This window comes from Flavobacterium gelidicaeli (assembly GCF_013294005.1).
GTDB lineage: Bacteria > Bacteroidota > Bacteroidia > Flavobacteriales > Flavobacteriaceae > Flavobacterium.
In genome coordinates, this window is sequence record NZ_JABSNK010000003.1 from 321823 (window position 1) to 344348 (window position 22526).

General features: G+C 35.7%; 7 protein-coding genes. 1 reads left to right on the forward strand and 6 read right to left on the reverse strand.

What is annotated here, in order from left to right; all coding sequences use genetic code 11:
- Positions 1-120: 120 nt before the first annotated feature.
- The 6 genes from HNP99_RS06225 to HNP99_RS06250 all read right to left on the reverse strand — a co-directional run bounded on the left by HNP99_RS06225 (position 121) and on the right by HNP99_RS06250 (position 9281).
- Complete coding sequence (locus HNP99_RS06225; RefSeq protein WP_173852396.1) at positions 121-1656, reverse strand: RagB/SusD family nutrient uptake outer membrane protein; 1536 nt, start codon at positions 1654-1656, stop codon at positions 121-123.
- 23 nt (positions 1657-1679) lie between these two features.
- A complete protein-coding gene (locus HNP99_RS06230) occupies positions 1680-5072 on the reverse strand; it encodes a TonB-dependent receptor (RefSeq protein WP_173852398.1) in 3393 nt (1130 codons plus the stop codon).
- Between the two features lie 129 nt (positions 5073-5201).
- Positions 5202-6122, reverse strand: a complete 921-nt coding sequence (locus HNP99_RS06235) for a FecR family protein (protein ID WP_173852400.1) — start codon at positions 6120-6122, stop codon at positions 5202-5204.
- Between the two features lie 111 nt (positions 6123-6233).
- Positions 6234-6791 carry an RNA polymerase sigma-70 factor gene (locus HNP99_RS06240; RefSeq protein WP_173852402.1) on the reverse strand — a complete coding sequence of 186 codons (558 nt, stop codon included), beginning with the start codon at positions 6789-6791 and terminating at the stop codon, positions 6234-6236.
- Positions 6792-7200: 409 nt separating this feature from the next.
- On the reverse strand, positions 7201-8568 hold the full coding sequence (locus HNP99_RS06245; protein ID WP_173852404.1) for a polysaccharide lyase family 7 protein: 1368 nt from the start codon (positions 8566-8568) through the stop codon (positions 7201-7203).
- A gap of 212 nt (positions 8569-8780) precedes the next feature.
- Positions 8781-9281: a pyridoxamine 5'-phosphate oxidase family protein gene (locus HNP99_RS06250; protein ID WP_173852406.1), complete on the reverse strand. Its 501-nt coding sequence runs from the start codon at positions 9279-9281 to the stop codon at positions 8781-8783.
- 354 nt (positions 9282-9635) lie between these two features.
- Here HNP99_RS06250 and HNP99_RS06255 point away from each other — a divergent pair, with 354 nt between their 5' ends.
- Positions 9636-22478: a DUF7507 domain-containing protein gene (locus HNP99_RS06255; RefSeq protein ID WP_173852408.1), complete on the forward strand. Its 12843-nt coding sequence runs from the start codon at positions 9636-9638 to the stop codon at positions 22476-22478.
- Positions 22479-22526 lie beyond the last annotated feature (48 nt).

Consider the following 22526-nt stretch of genomic DNA (forward strand, 5'->3'; position numbering starts at 1 on the left):
TTTAGAGCTAAAAGACTGGTTTTTTAAGTTAGAAAGTATGTTAATTTTTTGCTTTACACCTGCGAGATCACAACAAACCCACAGGGTAAAGACTAAAAAAAACAAAACTGAAATTATTGATTACCAACCTTGATTTTGCGTAAGCGTTCCTTTACTTACTGCGATTTCATCTGGTGGTATTGGCCATACGTTATGTATTGCTGGATTAAAATTACGAGCTGGGTAAATTACTACTCCATTATAGTCATGTAGCGGTTGTGCGTAGGTTGCTTGTGCATCACCCCAACGCACTAGATCAAAATGACGGTCTGTCCACTCCCCTGCTAGCTCACAACGTCTTTCTCTTTTTAAGTCGGTCATTGTTGCTCCTGAAAGACTAGGCAAACCAGCACGATTGCGAATCATATTAATTTCGGTATCGGCATTTTGACCTTTCATTAATTTGGCTTCAGCCATCATCAAAATCACATCTGCATAACGCAATAACGGCACATTTAAAGCCGTTGAAGGTTTGTCTCCGTTTGCATTTACGTAACGCGTATCAACACTACCCGAAGTTGTTTTAGGAAAACTAAAAGGATCCATATATTTCTTAAATTGCATACCTGTACGGTTACTAGAACTTACTTGGTAAGCTCCTTCGTTAAAAGTCACTTCATTACCAAAATAGGTGAACTTATCACCTTTTTTCAATATCGTAGCCGCAAGTCTTTTATCATTTGCAACATAAGTATCTAATAATTCTTTTGTAGGATAAAAATTTCCCCATCCATTGTATGCACCCCAACCTTTATCTTCAAGACAAACACCTGGAAAAATAGATCCTAATGTAGTTGTTCCCGCACTTGAAGTTGCAGACCAGATATATTCTGAAGACCAATTGTTACTCACTTTGAACACATCTTCAAAATTTGGCAACAAAGCTTGTTTACCGCTTTTCATGATTAAATCGGCATATTTTATTGCATTATCATAATCCTTTGCATACAAATAAGTACGTACTAAATACCCCCAGGCAGCAGTTTTATGCGCTCGCCCGTAATTATCAGTACTTAACTCACTAAAATAAGGAAGTAAATCTGCTGCTTTTACTAAGTCAGCTGCGATGTAAGCGTAATTCTCTGCTACATTTTTTGTACGCGGAATATAAATATTTGTAGGATCTTCTCTATCTTGAATTGGAATTCCGGCGCGGTCATCGCCATAACGATAAGCCAATTCTAAGTGCATTACTGCATGATTAAAATACGCTTCGCCTAACATTCTGTTTTTTGTAGGTTCGTCAATAGTAATGTTTGGAATATTTCGAATCACATCATTACAACGTTTCATAATTTCATAATGTACTTTCCAGATGTCTTTAGTATCAGACTCAGAGCCATCAACAATAAAGTTCTTTATGCGTTCCGCATTTTGTCTTGGTTTAGTTCCAATATCATCACTAGCATTATTAAGCCAAAAGAACCCTCTACCATACATATTATCATCATTATAAAGTGCATATATGGAGTTTACTCCTGCTTTTGCATCAGCAGCAGTTTTCCAGAAATTACCAGTTGAAGGCGCTCCTTGCGGTATTTGATCCAACTCATTCTCACAACTTAATGTTGCAAAAAGAAGTGTTAAACCGATGAATAAAAAACTTATTTTTTTCATTTTGCTTTAATTTTATTGTTTCTTTAAAAAGATAAATTGATTCCTGACATGTAAATTCTAGATAATGGATAACGCCCTAAGTCCATTCCGAAATTGTTTAATCCCACCTCTGGATCCATTCCAGAATATTTAGTAATGGTAAACAAATTTTGAGCAGATACATACACTCTTAATTTTACTTTATCTTTAAATAATTGGTTGTTAAAAGTATATCCTAGTGATACATTTCTTAATCGTAAGAATGAACCATCTTCAATATAAAAATCTGAAATTCGACCAAAATTATTATTGTTATCCTTAGCCGATAGAATAGGAATTGAAGTATCAGTATTAGTAGGCGACCAAGCGTTTTTAGAATCAGATAACAAGTTATAACCTGGGAAAGAAGCATTAAGTCCGGTATGTTTTACGGCATTAAAAACACTATTTCCAGCAACACCTTGCAAGAAGATATTCATATCAAACCCTTTGTAATTAAAATTTGCATTGAAGCTATACGTTGTTTTAGGAAAAGGATTTCCTAAAACAATACGGTCACTATTATTAATTACGCCATCACCATTGACATCCTGAAACTTGATGTCTCCCGCTACGGCATTGGGTTGGTATTTAACCCCCGAAGTATTTACATAAGTGTTCACTTCGTCTACAGATTGAAACAATCCATCTGTTGAAAAACCATAAAAAGAATTTAGAGCGCTCCCTACCTCATATACATTGGCAATAGGTAAACTACGCACACGCGCTCTACCTTGAGGTTCAAAATAAGTCAGATCATCTTTGATTGAAACCACCTTGTTTTTTAACATTGAGGCATTTACTGTAAAGTCCATTTTAAAATCACCAATAGACTCTTTGTAATTCAAACTTAACTCGATCCCTTTGTTTTCAACCTTTCCAGCGTTTACCGTTTGCCCTTCATTTGCACCAGCAAGACCCGGTAATTGATTGTTAACCAACATATCCTTATTTGTTTTCACAAAAACGTCAACAGTACCACTTAATTTATTGTTTAACAAACCAAAATCCAAACCTAAGTTCGTTTGCTCAGAACTTTCCCAAATCAAGTTAGCGTTAGATAGTTTTCTTTCGGCATACCCATAATTGATAATTGGAGTATCTCCCAATAAAGACAATGTTTGTGTTAACGGAACACTAAACTCATAAGGTTGCAGACTTCCTAGGTTACCTATTTGTCCCCAACTAGCACGTAATTTTAGATTAGAAATAATGGATTTAGTGTTTGCCATGAATCCCTCTTTAGAAATTAACCATCCCGCTGATAGCGATGGATAAACTTCCCAACGGTTAGCAGAAGTAAGTTTAGAAGTTCCGTCACGGCGTACAATTCCAGAGAATAAGTACTTATCAGCATACGAGTAATTTAACCTCCCTACATAAGAGATTAGTAACTGACGGTTTCCGTTTGCACCTAACTGTCTAAAATCTTTTCCGTTTACAAAATAGCGTTGTGAAGGATCTTCATTATCAAAGCCCGTAGCCGAAATTTGAAAATATTCTTGTTTCGTATCTTGGTAGGTATATCCTCCTAAAACCGTAAAGCTATGGTCTCCTATTTTTTTATCTAATGTTAAAGTTTGTTCCCCTAATATATCCGTTAACGTAGTCGAAGATTGAATTAGTTGGTTAAAATCAAATATTTTTCCAGGCTCCGTAACTTTAGATACAAATTGTTTGCTATTATTTTCAATACGAGTAATACCCCAGTTAGATTTAAAAGTTAATCCCTTAACTATTTCCCATTGCGCATAAGGATTAATCAAAATAGTGGAGATAGGATTGCTATTATCTAATCTTTTTAAATAGGCGACAGGATTAATAACGTCACCGTAAGAACCAATGTATTTACTAGGGACACCACCAAATTGTCCTGAGCCATCTTGTTTATAAATAGTGGCATTAGGAGGATAAAAAATAGCCGACAGAATAGCTCCGACATACCCATCATTAGTATTGGCTGTTTGTCCGTTTTTTAACGAATAAGTAATGTTTTCACCAATAGTAAATTTAGGTGTGATTTTAAAAGAAGAGTTGGCTCTAGCCGTATATCTTTCAGAAAAGGTATTCAACAAAATCCCTTCATTTTTTCGGTAACCTCCAGAAATAAAGAAGTTTGATTTTTCGCTACCGCCATCAATAGAAAGGGCTAGGTCTTGAATATTTCCTTTTCGAAATATTTCATCCATCCATACGGTATTAGTGGTTCTTGCACTTGGTTCTTGATTTACATCAAAAGCCGCAACTCTAGGCAAACCAGCATTATCTGTTGCTGTGTTCATAGCATCAGCATATTCAGCTGCATTTAAAGCTTCTAATTTTTTGGCTACATTTTGATACCCGCCTTGATAATTTACGTTTACACGAACACGATCAGCAGATCCTTTTTTAGAAGTTACTAAAATCACCCCACCCGAAGCACGAGCACCATAAATGGCTGCAGAAGCCGCATCTTTTAGCACACTGATCGAAGCAATATCATTAGGATTTATATCATTAAAAGAACCGCTGTAAACAATCCCGTCCAAAACGATTAATGGTGATTCTGCATTAATAGAACCCACTCCCCTAATATTTATTGTAGGTGGCGCCATTGGGTCTCCCCCATTATTGATGACCGTAACTCCAGCAACCGTTCCTTGTAATAATTCAGCTGTTGAATTATAAGTCCTGCTTGATGACTCTTTCATTGACACACTAGAGACTGCGCCTACAACTTGAGATTTTTTTACACTTCCGTATCCCATAACCACAACTTCGTTGAGTTGCTTCATATCGGCCAATAGCCTAACATTTAAAACTTTATTAGCATCATTTACGGCTACTTCTTGCGTAACATATCCAATGTAAGAAAACAGTAGTGTAGCTTCTGCTGTATTAACAACGAGGCTGAATGTTCCGTCAAAATCAGTAACGGTGGCAATAGTGGAACCTTTTACTTTTATCCCTACTCCAGGTAATGGCATTCCGTCATCATCTCCATAAACAATTCCAGAAATAGTAATTTTATCTAGATCTATGGTACTTACTTTTATACTTTTTTTGATTACGATGTTATTGTTATTGACAATTTCGTAACGAAGAAAAAGGTTTGTACAAATTTTATTAAGCGCTTGTTCTAAAGGAACATCGTTAAATTTTAAAGTAATTTTTTGATTGGCATTGATTTGATTGGTTTCGTACATAAAATGTACATCAACTTGATTTTCTATCTTCTGAAAAATATTTTTTATAGTTTCATTTTCTACTTTTAATGTCACTCTTTTATTGCCATCAATCCCAGCTGCTTTTGCTGTTATTCCGATGAAAAATAAACTAACAAAGAGGAGTAGTTTTGCCAACGCAGATTTTTTAATGCCCTGATAATTTTTGACATACCGCATTTGTTTTTCATTCATAATCGTCATTTTTAAATTTAAGTTAGGTTGTTCTTGATTTTATATAATTATTCTACGTAGCATTCTTTAGTATTCTATTTACCCATTTGTAAATTATCCAGTATGGATTTCAATTTTTCAAGTAAAAAATTACTTTATAATGTAAACTCCTCCTTCTAATTTATAAGTAGCATTGACAATATTGCACGCCAAATCAATAACTTGATCAACGGGAAGCGCTTTGAAATAGGCACTTATTTTTAGATTATTCAAATTTTTATTTTCAACTTTTATAACCACATTATAATTGCGATTTAGTGTAGCGATCACTTCTGGAAAAGGAGTTTCTTCGAAAACCAGAATGTTTTTTCGCCATGGCGATACTGTATTTTTTGCCACACCGTTATATGCATGAAGTTTGTTGTTTTGAGTTTTAAAAACTACTTTTTGACCTGGAGTTACATACACATTCTTATCAGTAACAGTCGATTTTACATTTACTTTTCCGGTTAATACCGAAACTTCTTGTTGTAGCTGATCAGGATAAGCTTGCACATTAAAACTAGTTCCTACCACTTTTGTATCCATTTTAGCCGTATGAATTATAAATGGATGCACTTTATCTTTGGCAACATCAAAAAAAGCCTCGCCTATTAAAGTAACCTCTCGAGTACCACCTTTAAACTCGGCTGGGTATTTTAACGTACTCGCTGCATTGAGCCATATTTGGGTACCATCACTCAAAACAATCTTAGAGCGCTCCCCCTTATTTGTGGCATATTCTCTATTATTGAAAAGTGAGGTAGAAAAATAAAAAAAAGAAGAAAGTCCTATTAGTACTAAAAAAGAAGCGGCTATAGCCCAATTTTTTCTCGATATAAAAAACATATTATTTGTCTTTTTGATTGCTGCGATTTCCCTTTTCATTTTAGCATCACTAGAAGTAATCATCTTTAAGTTCTCTACTGTAACTTCAGGGTTAGTATACCAATTGTTCCACAGTTCTTGTCCTTTTAAAGATGTCTTTCCTTCTAAGAAAAGTTTTATATGTTGCTGTAATTGTTCTGGCATTATAATTTGATTATTGCTTTAATATTATGTCTTTGAAATTGTTTTTTTAGGTAGGTTTGTAAGGTTACGCTTGTGTTAAGAAAAAAAATACCATTAAATAATAGCGGTATTTTAATTGAACTCACCTAAATAGGAACGCATAAATTTAAGCGCATACGAAATGTGGTATTTGACTGTTTCCAGCGAAATATTAAGTTCTTCAGCAATTTCTTTATTGGTGTATTGTTTGAATCTGCTTAATACAAAAACTTCTTTGGCTTTTTTAGGAAGTAACGAAGTGGCTTTGTCTACTGCTTCTTGCAATTCGTCATGATAGATAGACTCTATCGTATTGTTACTATTTGTAATAATAGTGGCATTACTATCAATAATATATTTAATATATTTATCTGTTGTGGTATGCGCTTTCATATAATCTAAAGTTACGTAGCGCACAGAGGTGTAGATATAAGCCGAAAATTTCTTTTGAATGACTAAGACTTTGCGTCGTTCCCAAATTGTGGTAAAAACTTCTTGAACAATCTCCTCAGCAATAGGAATAGATTTCATCCTTACGTAGACAAATCGAACCAATAAATCTCGATACCGAAAATACAATTCGTCAAACGCTTTGTCTTTGCCTTGCTGTAACAAATCGACAAGTTCTTCATCCGTATGTTTTTTATACATGACTGCTCACTTTTTTATTATTTATTAAAAAGTAAACTTGTCCAGTAAGACTTAATGGGATTAATTTGTTGTAATGTATTCGTGATTTTAAAAATGACATATAATACAGTATTTGGTTTTATTATATGTCTTCAAAAATAACCTCAAGGGTAGGTTTTCAAGGTTACGCTTACATTAATAAAAAGAGTTATTAATGAAACATTGTGTTAACATTCATTGTAATAGTATTAATATATCAGGTCTTTAAATACTAAGGGATAGACATTAATCTAAAATTAATTTGATTGTTTAGAAACAAAAAAGAGAGACAGTCTACATTATAGACTATCTCTCTTTATTATGAAAAAATTGTAAAACTCTGTTACGAAATAAATTCTATTTGATTAGTAACAAGTATAGAAAACAATTATTAATTGTGTGAAACACTAAGGTTTTTAATCGCTACTAAACCGTATGAACCATCATAGCTTGTACCTTTAACTGATTGTAAATAATTACCCGTTTTAAAATAATTAGCTTCAGTACTTGTATTCATTTTTTGAGAGAATACTAGTGATGAACCATTATATAGGTAAACTGTACTTCCAGTATATTTAATTGTAAAAGTATAAGTCGTTCCTAAAGAATATCCTGTAAATGATTTACTGCCCCCAAGTACTTTTTCAGTAATATAACCACTTACTTTTAACTTTACGGCTCCTGTAGATTGATTAGCAGCGCCATCAAATTGAACACGAATAATATCATCAACTGCTACACCACTTTTATTTTTCTCAGGACCATGAATTTGTCCAAAACATAAAGTCCCAGAAGTTCCATTCTCTCCTTTAGGTAATTTGTCTACTTTAACTGTCCAAGTCATAGTATGTGTTCCAGTAGAGCCATCCCAACTTGCTTCGTTTCCACTAATTAATTCTCTTAATTCAACTCTAGGATTAGAAGAATTTGAAGATGTTCCTAAACCTCTGTAACATTTAAAATAAGTCCAAGAACCGTCAGTATAAAAATAGTTAGGGTCATTGTAGGTATTATATGACACTCCGCTTGCGGTAGTAATATCATCATAATAAACTGCTGATGATCCAGGAGTACCTTTGAAGCTATTAATTTTCCAAGTGTTTGCTGTAATACCTAAAATAGATGTAGGATAAGTAGTTCCAATAGGAGGAGTTACTGTTCCACTATCGCTATCACTTTGACTATAAATTTCAGTATCAATAATACTATTCCAGTTATTAACTGAATTTCCAAAACAAGAAATTCTTACATATCTTGCGCTCGTAGGTGCAGTCAATGAATACGTCTCTAAAGAGGAAGTACTACCACTACTTCCTGATGTTTTAGCATCATAAACAGTTGTTAAGTCACTCAATGAGTTTCCTACTCTAATTTGGAAATACGTTTTTCTTTCATTTCCATTATACCAAGCAATTTTTAAACTTGAAATGGTTTTACTACTTCCTAAATCATAAGTAATGTACTTTCCTGAAGCTCCATTAGAAGACCATCTAGTAGAAGATTTACCATCAATTGTGTTTGCAGCTACATTTCCGTCATCTCCGTTAGCAGAAACAGTTAAAGAAGTGATTTTACTTATAGTCGTTTTTGCAGTCAAACCACTAGTAACATTTTCAGTGATCACACTATTAGCATCTAATTGAGTGGCATCATCAGATGAGCAACTACAAAATAAAGCGAAACTCAAAGGAGTTAACAACAAAGCATTTTTGAACTTTAAAAAGTTCGCAGGTTTCTTTAAAATCAAATTTTTTTTCATAAAATAATATTTAATATTAATAATTAATTGGGGTACCTAATTTGGTTTACCAAATTGGATTACCAAATTAACGTGTTTATTTCTAAAATATTATAATTATAATTGAAAATATAATCTGATTAAATAAAATAGCCCGTGGTTATTGATTAGATAGTAGAAAAAAAAATTTAAATAAAAAAAAACACCAATTATATAATTGATGCCTTTATAATTTAAACATTTAATTTACCTTGATCCATTAGATCAGGTTCGTCGCCAGTTAATGCTCCCATTCCCATTTTTAATAAAGTAACAAGAGTATTATTTTTTGGATCCCAATAAAATACTTCTGCAGGAATTACAGCAATTGCAGTAATATTTGGATCATTTACACCTTCAAACCATGCATCGTCTGAACTTTTATATAATTCCTTAATAATATCAATATCTGTTGAAACTTTGGCTTGACCAAAAACATTTAAAAATTTCATTTTACTAGGATCAGAATATATTAAATGCATCGCACTATTTTGAATAATGTTTTTATTATGTTGACTATTTTTATTACTTAGAAACCATATTTGTCCTGAATCGTCAACTTTTTTTGTACTCATTGGTACCATATGTAAGGGATTATCCTTTAATCCAGTAGCAAACATAGCAAAATCAATATCAGTTGCTAGGTCTTTAATTTTCTGTTTAGCCTCTTCGCTAAATAAGTTTTTAATACTCATAATGCTTTATTTATAGGTTTTTAAATTTATTTGATATTAAAGATATAACTAAACTTTTATAAGAATAAGATCTCATTATAATCTTGAAAATGTTTCATAAAATAGTACAAATAGTTAGTTGGATTAATTTTAGTTTAACGTTGAGTTGTAAACGCAAAGCACGTAAATTAAAGTGGCCTTTTAGTATCTATCAAAATAATAAACTGAATGCGTAATTCTTAAAGTATTGTTAATACAAATCAACCGAAAATACCTACCTTTGAACGTTAAAAGTTGAAAAAACGACATATTTGTTGTATTTTAACGAAAAATTATGATTTATAATTTATAATCAATATAAGTAATACCCTCTATATGATAAACAAATACTCCTTACTAACCCTATTATTATTTCTCTTTGCGCACACTTCTTACTCACAGTTAAGTGATTTGCATTATTTGCCCCCCTTAAAACAAAGCTCTGATAGGCAAGCTGTTGTACAACAAGCATTTTATTTATCAACACCAGAGACAGCTCCTTTTACGGTGCAAGTTTTTCAAGGTACAGGAACAACTGCTGTGGCCACTTTAACAGTTTCTAATGGAAGCCCTGTAAAATATGATGTTGCAGACGGTGATAATGATATTACACTGGTTTCAAATATGAATACTGGAGTAAAATTAAGTAATAGTGGATTACGATTTGTAGCAGCTGGTGGTCAAAAATTCTATGTGAATTATCGTGGTAGATCAGGTGCTCAAGCCACTTCCTTAACTTCAAAAGGAAGGCAAGCACTTGGTAAAAAATTTAAGTGGGGTGGTATTCCAAACAGGGCTAATAATGCTTCCTTGACCAATACCTTAGGGATAATGGCTACCACTGATGGTACAATAGTAACTATTAGTGGATACGATCCTAATTGTCAATTTAGACAAGGAAATTTTTTAGGTGGTATCTCAGGTACTACTACTTTAACAATTGAGCTTAGTGCTGGACAATCGTACGTTTTAGAAGCATCTCCAAATCAAACAGAAGCCAATAGAGATGGTTGGTTAGGCGCTACGATTAGCGCTACAGAAAATATTGCAATTAGTAACGGAGGATTAAATGTAGGAATCAGAGCAGGCTCAGGCTCGCGAGATGCCGCTATTGACCAACCTGTACCTCAAAATATTGTAGGTCGTGATTATGTGTTCGTACGTGGAAACGGAACTAACGAAACAGAATTCCCTATAATCATAGGAACTCAAAACGGAACCGATATTTTTGTTAACGGATCAGCTACTCCTATTGCAACGATCAATGATGGTGAGTATTTTGAAATTCCAGGTAGTAATTATTCCTCAGGAAGTATTGGTGCTAATATGACCGTAATTACTTCAAAGGAAGCATATGCCTATCAATGTTTAGCTGGTTCAAGTGGTATACAAACCATTGGACTTAATTTTATTGCTCCTGTTAACTGCTTACTTCCTGATAATTTAAGTAACATTCCAGATATTAGAGATGTAGCAAATTTAAATTTTACGGGTGGAATTACTATTCTTGCCTCTACTTCTACTCCAAATGCTAATATAACTGTTACTGATGGCTCAGGAGTTGTTCCTTTACCAACACCTACAAATGCAGCGGGACTGCCTTGGAAGTCCTTTTTTGTCTCCAACTTAACAGGGAATGTGTCCGTTCAATCAACAGGTCCTATTGCCGTTGGATTTATTGGAGTTAATAATAATGCAGGTATCGCAGGTTATTTTTCAGGTTTTGATACTGTACCTGTTGTTGATTTAGAAATCACAGGGGGAGGCTGTTTACCCGGATCAGATCTAAAAGAGCTATCGGGAAGTTTTGATGCCTACCAATGGTTTAAAGACAATACTATAATTCCAGGTGCAACCTCTAGTTCCTATACTCCCTCATCTCCTGGTGATTTTTTTGTAAGAGTAACCAAAGGAGGATGTACTTATGATTCCTCTATATTATCCGCTTATAATTGTGACCCTGAAATTATTTTGACTAAAACAGTCGATAAAAGTAATGTACTTGAAGGTGACACTGTAATTTTTAAAGTGAGTGTAAAAAGTTTAGGTGTAAATCCTGTAACAAATCTTGTCATAAACGATTTGCTACCAGCAGAACTTTCATTTGTTTCTGCGACAGCTGTGCACGGAACTTGGACTGCTCCAAATTGGAATATAGGAACAATGACTAGTGGTCAAGTTTTTAACATTTTTATTACTGCAAAAGTTAATGAGGTCAGTGCTAGTTCGACGGTTATAAATTCTGTTTCTAATTCCGAAGATATACCTGAGGCAGATGTGCAGTTAGATGATGATACTGAACCAATAAAGATCACCAATAGTCAAATAGAAGTTACAAAGACTTCATTAGCAGCCTCAGATGGAAGTTATGATACTGTTGGTGAACTCATCAATTATACTATTACTGTAAAAAACACTGGTGACACTAACTTGACCAATATCATATTAACGGACCCAAAGGCTGATACAGGAAGTATTTCGCCTTCATCAGTAGCTACTTTGGCAATAGGTGCTTCAACAACATTTACTGCAACTCATAAAATTACACAAGCAGATATTGAAGCTGGGCAAGTAATTAATTCTGCTACAGCCAAAGCTACGCTATCAAATGGTTATGTGATTTCAGATGTATCGGATGATCCTACCAATGCAACTAGTACAACTAATGATCCTACGGTAACTCCAATTATTCAGAAAGGAAAATTAGTTTTAGAAAAAATAGCACAACCTGCAGATGATGGGCTTTATGATAACTTAGGTGAAAAAATCAATTACGAAATAAGAGTCATCAATACGGGTAATGTTAGTCTAAACAATATTACCATAACAGATCCAAAAGCAGACACAGGAACTATTCTCCCTGCTGTTTTAGCTAACTTACCGGCTGGAGAATCTGCAGTTTTCTCAGCAAAACACACCATTATACAAGCAGATTTTAATGTTGGTAAAGTTTCGAACATAGCCACTGTTACTGGTACCGAACCAATAGGCGGAGCTACAATTACAGACCAATCTGACGATCCAACAACAGCTGCTCCAAATGATGCTACTGTAGTTTCTGTACCTGAAATTGGTAGACTTGAAGTTACTAAAAGAGATGCTGCTCCTGCAGATGGTAGTTTTGATACTGTGGGCGAAATTATTACCTACACTATCTTTGTAAAAAACACAGGAACGGTCACGTTAAAGAATCTAAATATTATTGATTCGAATGCAACAGGGATTATAGTGAGTTCTACTACAGGAGTTAACGGCGATCCTACTGATAAATTTGTCGATAAGATCGAACCAGGACAAACTGCAACCTTTATTGCAACTCACGTCATCAAGCAAGTTGATTTAGACAAAGGAAAAGTGCAAAATACTGCTACGGCTGGAGCCCAAGATCCTGCTTTAGGTAGTGTTACTGATTTATCTGATGATCCTGATAATCCAAACAATGCGATTGACGACCCAACTATTACTTTGATGACTGCTAAACCTGCTTTATCAATAACTAAATCGGTAAGTGACGAATTTAATGTTGCTTCAGAACAAACTCTTACTTATACTTATGTAGTAACAAATAATGGTAATATTACCATTGATAATGTCTCTATAAGTGATGTACATGTTGGTAATGGGACTTTATCACTACCTGCTATTCAAAGTACAACAGGAACCGATATTGATACTTCAGACAACAAAATCGAAACCTTGGCACCTGGTCAAACAGCTACATGGACAGCTACTTATTTGGTAAATCAAACTGACATCACCAACCAACAAAATATTACGAATACTGTAACTGCTACTGGAACTCCTAGAATTGGAACGTTAACAAATCCAACAGCTAACAAAATAGTGACGGTACATCCTATAGAAACCATCTGTAGTAATGCTGTGCTAAACCATAATTTAGCTACTGACGGTCCATTTTCAGGAGCTACATTTACTTGGGTTGCTGTTGCAAATGACGAAATTACGGGAATATCAACTACTGCAAAAAATACTTCAGTAATTAATGACGCACCTAGTAACCAATCTACATTTGATCAAATCGTTCAATATAATATTACTGTTAAAAATGCATCTGGAACAACGATAGATACTTATAAATATTTAGTAACAATTCATTCTGAATTAGAAGTTCCAGATGATGAAAGTGTCACTGTTCAATGTCTAGCGCAAGCAACTCAACCTACCGCTCCTGTGGTGAAAGATTATAAAGGAGATACTATAACTCCTGTAATAACTCAAAATGCAAACCCAACTTGCGAAGGAAGTAAAATATACACTTATAAGTACACAGATTGTGGTAATAATGTTTCAACCTATACCTATACCTATATAATTGACCGCACAACAGCTCCTGCAACTATTCCAGCAGATGGAAAAAGAACAGTTCAATGTATTGCAAACGCTACTACTCCAACGCCTCCAACTGGTATTAAAGATATTTGTGGAACTACCATAACTGCTTTTTTAGCTTCTACGGTAGATTTGCCTACAACTTTAACTTGTGAAGGTTCTAGAACTTACAATTATACCTATACCGATTGTTCTGGTTTAGTTTCAAAATGGAAATACACTTATACTATAGATCGCACAACAGCTCCTGCTACTATTCCAGCAGATGGTGCAAGTACTGTAGAATGTATTGCAAACGCTACTACTCCAACGCCTCCAACTGGTATTAAAGATATTTGTGGAACTACCATAACTGCTTTTTTAGCATCTACGGTAGATTCGCCTACAACTTTAACTTGTGAAGGTTCTAGAACTTTTAATTATACCTATACTGATTGTTCTGGTTTGGTTTCAAAATGGAAATACACCTATACAATTGACTTAACAACTAAACCAGATGTTCCTACAGATGCAGGTTCGACAGTAGAATGTCTTGCAAACGCAACGCAACCACCTGCGCCAAAAGTTACTGATAAATGTGGAAAAACACTTACTCCGGTAATTACTGCTTCAACTAACCCTACTTGTGAGGGAACGAAAGTTTACACTTATACTTATACAGATTGTGCTTCGAATGTGTCAGTTTATAAATACACTTACACAATTGACTTAACTACTAAACCAGCTGTTCCTATTAATGCAGGTTCAACAGTAGAGTGCCTTGCAAAAGCAACGCAACCACCTACGCCAGCAGTAACCGATAAATGTGGAAATACTTTGACGCCAGTGATCACCGCTTCAGCAGATCCTACTTGTGAAGGAACGAAAGTTTACACGTATACGTATACTGATTGTGCTTCGAATGTGTCGGTTTACAAGTACACTTACACAATTGACTTAACAACTAAACCCGTTGTTCCTGCTAATGCAGGTTCAACAGTAGAGTGTCTTGCAAAAGCAACGCAACCACTTGCGCCAGAAGTAACAGATAAATGTGGAAATACTTTGACACCCGTGATCACCGCTTCAGCAGATCCTACGTGTGAAGGAACGAAAGTTTACACGTATACGTATACAGATTGTGCTTTGAATGTGTCGGTTTACAAATATACATACACAATTGACTTAACAACTAAACCAGTTGTTCCTGCTAATGCAAGTTCGACAGTAGAGTGTCTTGCAAAAGCAACGCAACCACTTGCACCTGAAGTAACCGATAAATGTGGAAATACTTTGACACCCGTGATCACCGCTTCAGCAGATCCTACTTGTGAAGGAACGAAAGTTTACACGTATACGTATACAGATTGTGCTTTGAATGTGTCGGTTTACAAATATACATACACAATTGACTTAACAACTAAACCAGCTGTCCCTACAGATACTGGTTCGACAGTAGAGTGTCTTGCAAACGCAACGCAACCACCTGCGCCAAAAGTTACTGATAAATGTGGAAAAACACTTACTCCGGTAATTACTGCTTCTACTAATCCTACTTGTGAGGGAACGAAAGTTTACACTTATACTTATACAGATTGTGCTTCGAATGTGTCGGTTTACAAGTACACTTACACAATTGACTTAACTACTAAACCAGTTGTTCCAGCAGATGCAGGTTCGACAGTAGAGTGTCTAGCAAATACAACGCAACCACTTGCGCCGGCAGTTACGGATAAATGTGGAAAAACACTTACTCCGGTAATTACTGTTTCTAATAATCCTACTTGTGAAGGAACTAAAGTTTATACTTACACGTATACAGATTGTGCTTCTAATGTGTCGGTTTACAAATACACCTATACCATTGACATGACGATTAAACCAATCGTTCCTGCAAACGGAAGCGCTAATGTAAATGACATTTCGAAAGCAGTACAACCTACTGCTCCAACTGTTATGGATAACTGCGGAAAAAATATCATTCCTGTTATTACAGAAAATACAAGTCCTGTATGTAATGGCGATAAAATCTATTACTTCACCTACACTGACTGTAGCGGAAATAGTACCGTTTATACCTATACCTATACAATTGATGTAACCTCTACATTAATTATTTCGAATAAAACAAAAATAAGCTGTAGTGATGTTGCTTTAAATTATGATTTAACAAAAACAACAACTTTGGTTAACCCAACATTTAGCTGGGTAACAACAGACAATCCAAATGTAACTGGTGAAAAAAATGGTACTGGAACTACTATTTCCGATGCTATTTTAAATATCAGTGGTACATCACAAACTGTTAAATACACAGTTACCCCTTTTAATAATAAGGGATGTCAAGGACCAACATTTGAACTGGTAGTTACAGTAAGACCAGAACCATCTGTAAGCACAAACCCAACTGCAACTAGTTGTAGCGGAATTGCATTAAACCATAACTTAAGTACCGATACTAATTTAGCCGGAACTACTTTTACTTGGGCTGCTGCAAACAACCCTAATGTTTCGGGTGAAACGACTACCAATTCGATTAGTACAAGTATTAAAGACAAATTAATTAATACCTCAGGGTCTGTTCAAACAGTAGTGTACACGATAACTCCTGAATCGGCAGCAGGATGTATAGGGAAACCATACACCTACTCCGTAACAGTAAACCCAGAAGCAACATTAGTAGTAACGAAAATTACGGTTCCTGCCACTGATGGCCAATACGATACCGTAGGAGAAGTGATTAAATATCAAATTACTGTTGAGAACGCAAATCAAGTTTCGGTAAGTAACTTAACATTAGCAGATCTAAATGCGGATGCCAACAGCATTAGCCCAACTTCATTTGCCAATGTTGCAGCATTTCAAAAAGTAATTTTTACTGCTTCGCATACTATTACACAAAATGATTTGAATACTGGTCTAGTTACCAATAGTGCAACTGGAACTGCTTTTGACCCTTGCGGAACAATAGTAACAGATCTTTCCGACGATCCAAATACTGCAACTCCAAATGACAATACCGTAACCAATTTGGTTCAAAAACCGGTTTTAGCACTAGAGAAAACATTTAAATTTAATGATGAAAATGGAGATGGTTTGGTTCAAAATAAAGAAACAATCACCTATAACTTTAAAGTGACCAATACTGGAAATGTTACAATAAGTAACATCAGTATTACAGATCCATTAATGACTGTTAACGGAGGCCCAATCAATCTGACTCCTAATGCAGTTGATGCCACTAGTTTTTCTGGTACCTACGTTATTACGCAAGGGACAATCGATTCTGAAAGTTTAACAAATTCGGCTACCGTAAAAGGTACAGATCCAAAAGGAAAATCTGTAACAGACATTTCTGATGACCCATCAAATTTAACAAATACAGATACCAATGGAAATGGAAATCCAGATGACAATACGGTTTTTGCCATCACGGCGAAACCTGAATTAACCGTAGAGAAAACAGGTGTTTTCATAGATAGTAACGGCGATGGTCTTGCGCAGGTGGGCGAAACGATTCAATATAGTTTTGAGGTATCGAATACTGGAAACGTAACAATAACAGGAATCACAATTAATGATCCCTTGTCTCCTGTTCTTGGAGGTCCTATTACTTTAATTCCAGGAAAAACGGATAGCACTACTTTTGCTACTATTTATACGTTAACACAAAGTGATATTAACAAAGGCAATGTGACCAATGCAGCTACAGCGTCTGGTAAATCCCCAAGTGGAAAAACAATTACCGATGACTCTGATGATCCTACAACAGCAACGAACAATGATGCAACTGTAACCAAATTAACGCAAAATGCCTTAATAACATTATTGAAAAGAGCTGTATTTAACGATGAAAACGGGAACGGTTTCCCAGACACTGGAGAGACAATCTCCTATAATTTCACTGTTAAAAACAACGGAAATGTAACGGTATCTGGAATTACAATTACAGATCCTTTGACAACAGTTTCGGGTGGACCAATAACATTGGCTCCAAACAAATCTGACACCACGACTTTTAAAGCGACGTATACAATTAAATTAACAGATATTAATGCAGGAAACGTAACTAATACTGCAACAGCTACTGGAAAAGATCCTGATGGTAAAGTAGTCGCTACATTGTCTGACGACCCGACCAATCCTACCAACGTAGATAGCGATAATGACGGACATCCTGATGACGCTACCTTAACTAAACTAGGAGCTAATGCTAAATTAAGCGTGACCAAAACAGGGGTTTTCAAAGATGAAAACAACGATGGAATAGCACAAGTGGGTGAAACTATTACTTATACTTTTGAAGTAAGTAACATTGGGAACGTAAGTGTAACTGGAATCAAAATTACAGATCCAATAGTCGCTGTAACCGGCGGCCCAATAGCTTTAGACCCAAATCAAAAAAATACTACTACGTTCAATGCTACTTATGCATTAACACAAGCAGATATTGATGCTGCCAAAGTAACAAATACAGCTATCGCTTCTGGATTAACTCCAAAAGGGATTACGGTTTCGGATACTTCTGATGACCCTAACAATCCAACTAATGTAGATAGTAACGGAAATGGAGAACCAGACGATGCAACCGTTACAACTATTCCCGGAAAAGGAAAAATTAGTTTAATCAAAACAACCCTAGCTCCTACTGATGGCAGTTATGATACCGTTGGTGAGAAAATCAATTATCTTTTAACTATTACCAATACGGGTAACCTAACACTTACCAATATTGTAGTAGCAGATGCTAATGCAGACACAGGAAGTATTTTACCAGCTGTAATTACAACTCTTGCTCCTGGAAATAGTGCAACGGTAAACGCTTCACATTCGATTACCCAAAGCGAAATCGACTTGGGTTCTGTAACTAACAGCGCAACCGTATCAGCTACTGATTCTGCTGGTCAAAACAATAGCGATACTTCTGATGATCCAAACAACCCAACCAACGCAGATGCAAATGGAGACGGTGAACCAGATGATGCTACAATTACTGCGATTTCACAAAAACCAGCTATTTCATTAGAAAAAACATTTACTTTCAATGATGAAAATAAAGATGGTTTCCCACAAGTAAACGAAACAATTACGTATAATTTTACTGTTAAAAATAGCGGAAAAGTAACCTTGAGTAACATTTTAGTAACAGATGCTTTGGTAGCTGTAAATGGTGGACCAATAACATTAGCTCCTGCAGAGGTAGATGCGCATACTTTTTATGCAACCTACAAAATTACACAAGCAAATATTGATTCGGGCGCTATTACCAATTCAGCTTCCGTAAAAAGTACAGACACCAATGGTAATCCTGTAACAGATGTATCGGATGACCCGAACAACCCAACCAATACCGACACGAATGGTGATGGAAATCCTGATGATGCAACGGTAACCACATTGGCTCGCAAGCCAGAATTATCCGTGACTAAAACGGGTACATTTATTGATGCTAACAAAGATGGCTTAGCACAAGTTGGCGAAACAATTAGATACCATTTTGAAATCACTAATACAGGTAACGTAACAGTATCTAATATTACAATTTCAGATGCTTTAGTTGCAGTAACGGGTAACCCTATTACATTAGCGCCAAAAGCGAAAAACACTACCAATTTTGTGGCAATCTATACCTTAACACAAGATGATGTTAATACTGGATTTGTAATTAATACCGCTACCGCATCAGGTCAAGATCCTTTTGGAGGAACTGTTAGTGATACTTCTGATGATCCAACAACTGCTGCAAAAAATGATGATACCAACACATCACTTACAAGAGAGCCACAATTATCATTGTTCAAAACGGCTACTTTTAATGATGAAAATGGTGATGGTCTACCACAATCCAATGAAACAATTAGCTACAATTTTGATATAAGAAATAACGGAAATGTTACCATCTTTGGTATTAAAATTACAGATCCATTAGTAACCATTACTGGTGGGCCCATTGACTTAGACCCTGCTGACATTGACGTAACTAGTTTTACGGCTTTATATACTATTAAACAGTCAGATATTGATTCGGGTTCCATTACCAATACTGCATTGGCAGTGGGTCAAGATAAAGATGGAGCTAATGTTACAGATGTAAGCGATTTCTCTGATGATCCTGATAATCCAACAGATGAAGATTTGAATGGTGATGGAGACCCAGATGATCCAACAGTAAGTTCATTGACCGGTAAGGCAGCGTTGAGTATTACCAAAACTGCTACATTCAACGATACAAACAGTAATGGCTTTGCAAACGTAGGCGAAACAATATCCTATGTTTTTGAAGTTAACAATATTGGAAACTTAACTTTGACAAACGTTATTGTTACCGATCCAATTGTAACTGTAAATGGAGCAGCCATAAGCTTGGCTCCTGGTCAAAAAAACAAAACTACTTTTACCGCTGTTTATAGCCTTACCCAAGAAGATTTAGACACTGGAAAAGTAACTAACACTGCTGTTGCTTCGGGTGAAGACCCTAATGGAATTGTAGTCAAAGATTTCTCTGATGACCCTAATAACCTTACGAACGCAGACATTAATAATGATGGAAATCCTGATGATGTTACGATAACTAATTTCCCTGTTGAAGGAAAAATTAGTATTATCAAGACAGCATTGGCTGCTGCAGACGGTGCATATGATACGATTGGCGAAAAAATAACCTATACTATCATAGTTACAAATACCGGAAGTACAACCCTTTCGAATATAAAAATAACAGATCTCAATGCTGATCTTGGATCAGTTGTACCAAGTGCAATAACAGTGTTAAATCCCGGAAAATCGGTAACAATTACTGCTTTGCACACCGTTACACAAGCAGACCTAAATTCTGGTTCGGTAAGTAACTCGGCTACGGTAACGAGTAAAGACGCACTAGGAAACACGGTTTCTGACATCTCTGATGATCCAAACAACCCTGCAAATGTGGATGCAAATGCCGATGGTGACCCAGACGACGCAACAGTTTCTGCCATGGTGCAAAAACCTCAAATGCAACTGACCAAAGCATCTACACTAGCTCCTGACGGACTTTGGGATACGGTTGGCGAAGTGATTTTGTATAATTTAGAATTGACAAATACAGGAAACGTAACCTTAACTAATATTACAGTAACCGACACCAATGCAGACGCAGGAAGTATTATTCCAGCCAATTTTGTAACACTCCTCCCAGGTCAAAAAGTGACGTTAAAAGCGCAACACACCATTACTCAAATTGATTTAGACAAAGGTGCGGTTACCAATACGGCAGTCGCTACGGCTAAGGATCCAAAAGGCGGAAATGTAACCGATGATTCTGATGATCCAAACAATGATACCAATACAGATACCAATGGCGATGGAGAACCAGATGACGCTACTGTAACCGTAACTCCTCAATTGGCTATTTTAAACGTAACCAAGGTTACTAGTAACGACACTTTCACTCATGTTGGAGATCCTATAAACTACACGATTGTGGTGACTAATATTGGAAATATTAATTTACTGAATGTTAATGTGAGAGACAACAACGGAACTTTTACTAGTCAATCATCAATTAATGTATTGGCTCCTGGGAAATCGTTTACTATTACAGCGCAACATCTTGTAACCGCAGATGATATTCTCTTTGGTTATATTGACAACACCGCAGTAGTTCATGCTTTGATTCCAAACTCAACTGTTACTATTGAAGAAGATTCTGATGATCCAACCAATGCAACCAATGTTGATATTGATAATGATGGTGATTTTGAAGACCCAACCACTAGTTTCTTAGATACTGACAGCGACGGAATTGCAGATATTACTGATATTGACGATGATAATGATGGTATCCTTGACACCGTTGAAGGAACAGTTGATAGTGATAGCGACGGAATACCAAATTACCTAGACATTGATGCTGATAATGACGGAATCCCTGATAATCTTGAAGCGCAAACTACCGCTGGTTACAAAGCACCAAGCAAAATCGACGCCAACAAAAATGGATTGGATGATATTTATGAAACAGCAGCCTCTATTGGTCTTGTTCCTGTAAATACTGATGGAACCGACACTCCTGATTATTTGGATACCGACTCTGATAACGATGGCGTTGCAGACATCATCGAAGCTTTCGATAAAAATAAAGATGGAATTCCAGATATTTTTATCTCGGGTAATGATGCCGATAAAGATGGACTTGACGATAGTTTTGAAGGCGCCAATACCATGGATGGATTTGTAGTTAACAATGAATTCAAAAACGGAAGCAGCGATACAAATAATACCGATGGAGCAGATGAGCCTGATTATCGAGATACAGATGATGATAATGACGGCGTGTTTACCAAATACGAAATAGATCCAAACGGTGATAAAAATGGTCCAGACGACACTGATAAAGATGGAATTCCAGATTACCTAGATACAGATGATGATGGCGACGGATTATCAACGAGAAAAGAAGGTGCTGACCCTAATGGCGATGGAAATCCAGATGACGCTATTGATGCCAACGCTAATGGATTTCCAGATTATCTTGAAGTTGGGAATTTTAACCCTAATATTCCAGATGATGAAATCGAGGTTTACAACTTTATATCTGCAAATACAGATGGTAAAAACGATGCTCTTGTATTGGGTAGGATTTTTGAATATCCAGAGAACACGGTGCAAATTTACAACCGTTGGGGAGTTTTAGTTTATGAAACCACTGGTTATGGAACACGTAACAACTATTTTAGAGGATACTCTGAAGGTCGTGTAACTATCAGTAAAGACAATAAATTACCTACAGGTACCTACTTCTATGTGATTAAATATAGATCTGGCCAAAATAATAAGCAAAAAGCAGGTTTCTTATATCTGCAACAATAACACAATACTAAAGAGACTATCTAATAAAACGGATAGTCTTTTTTTTTG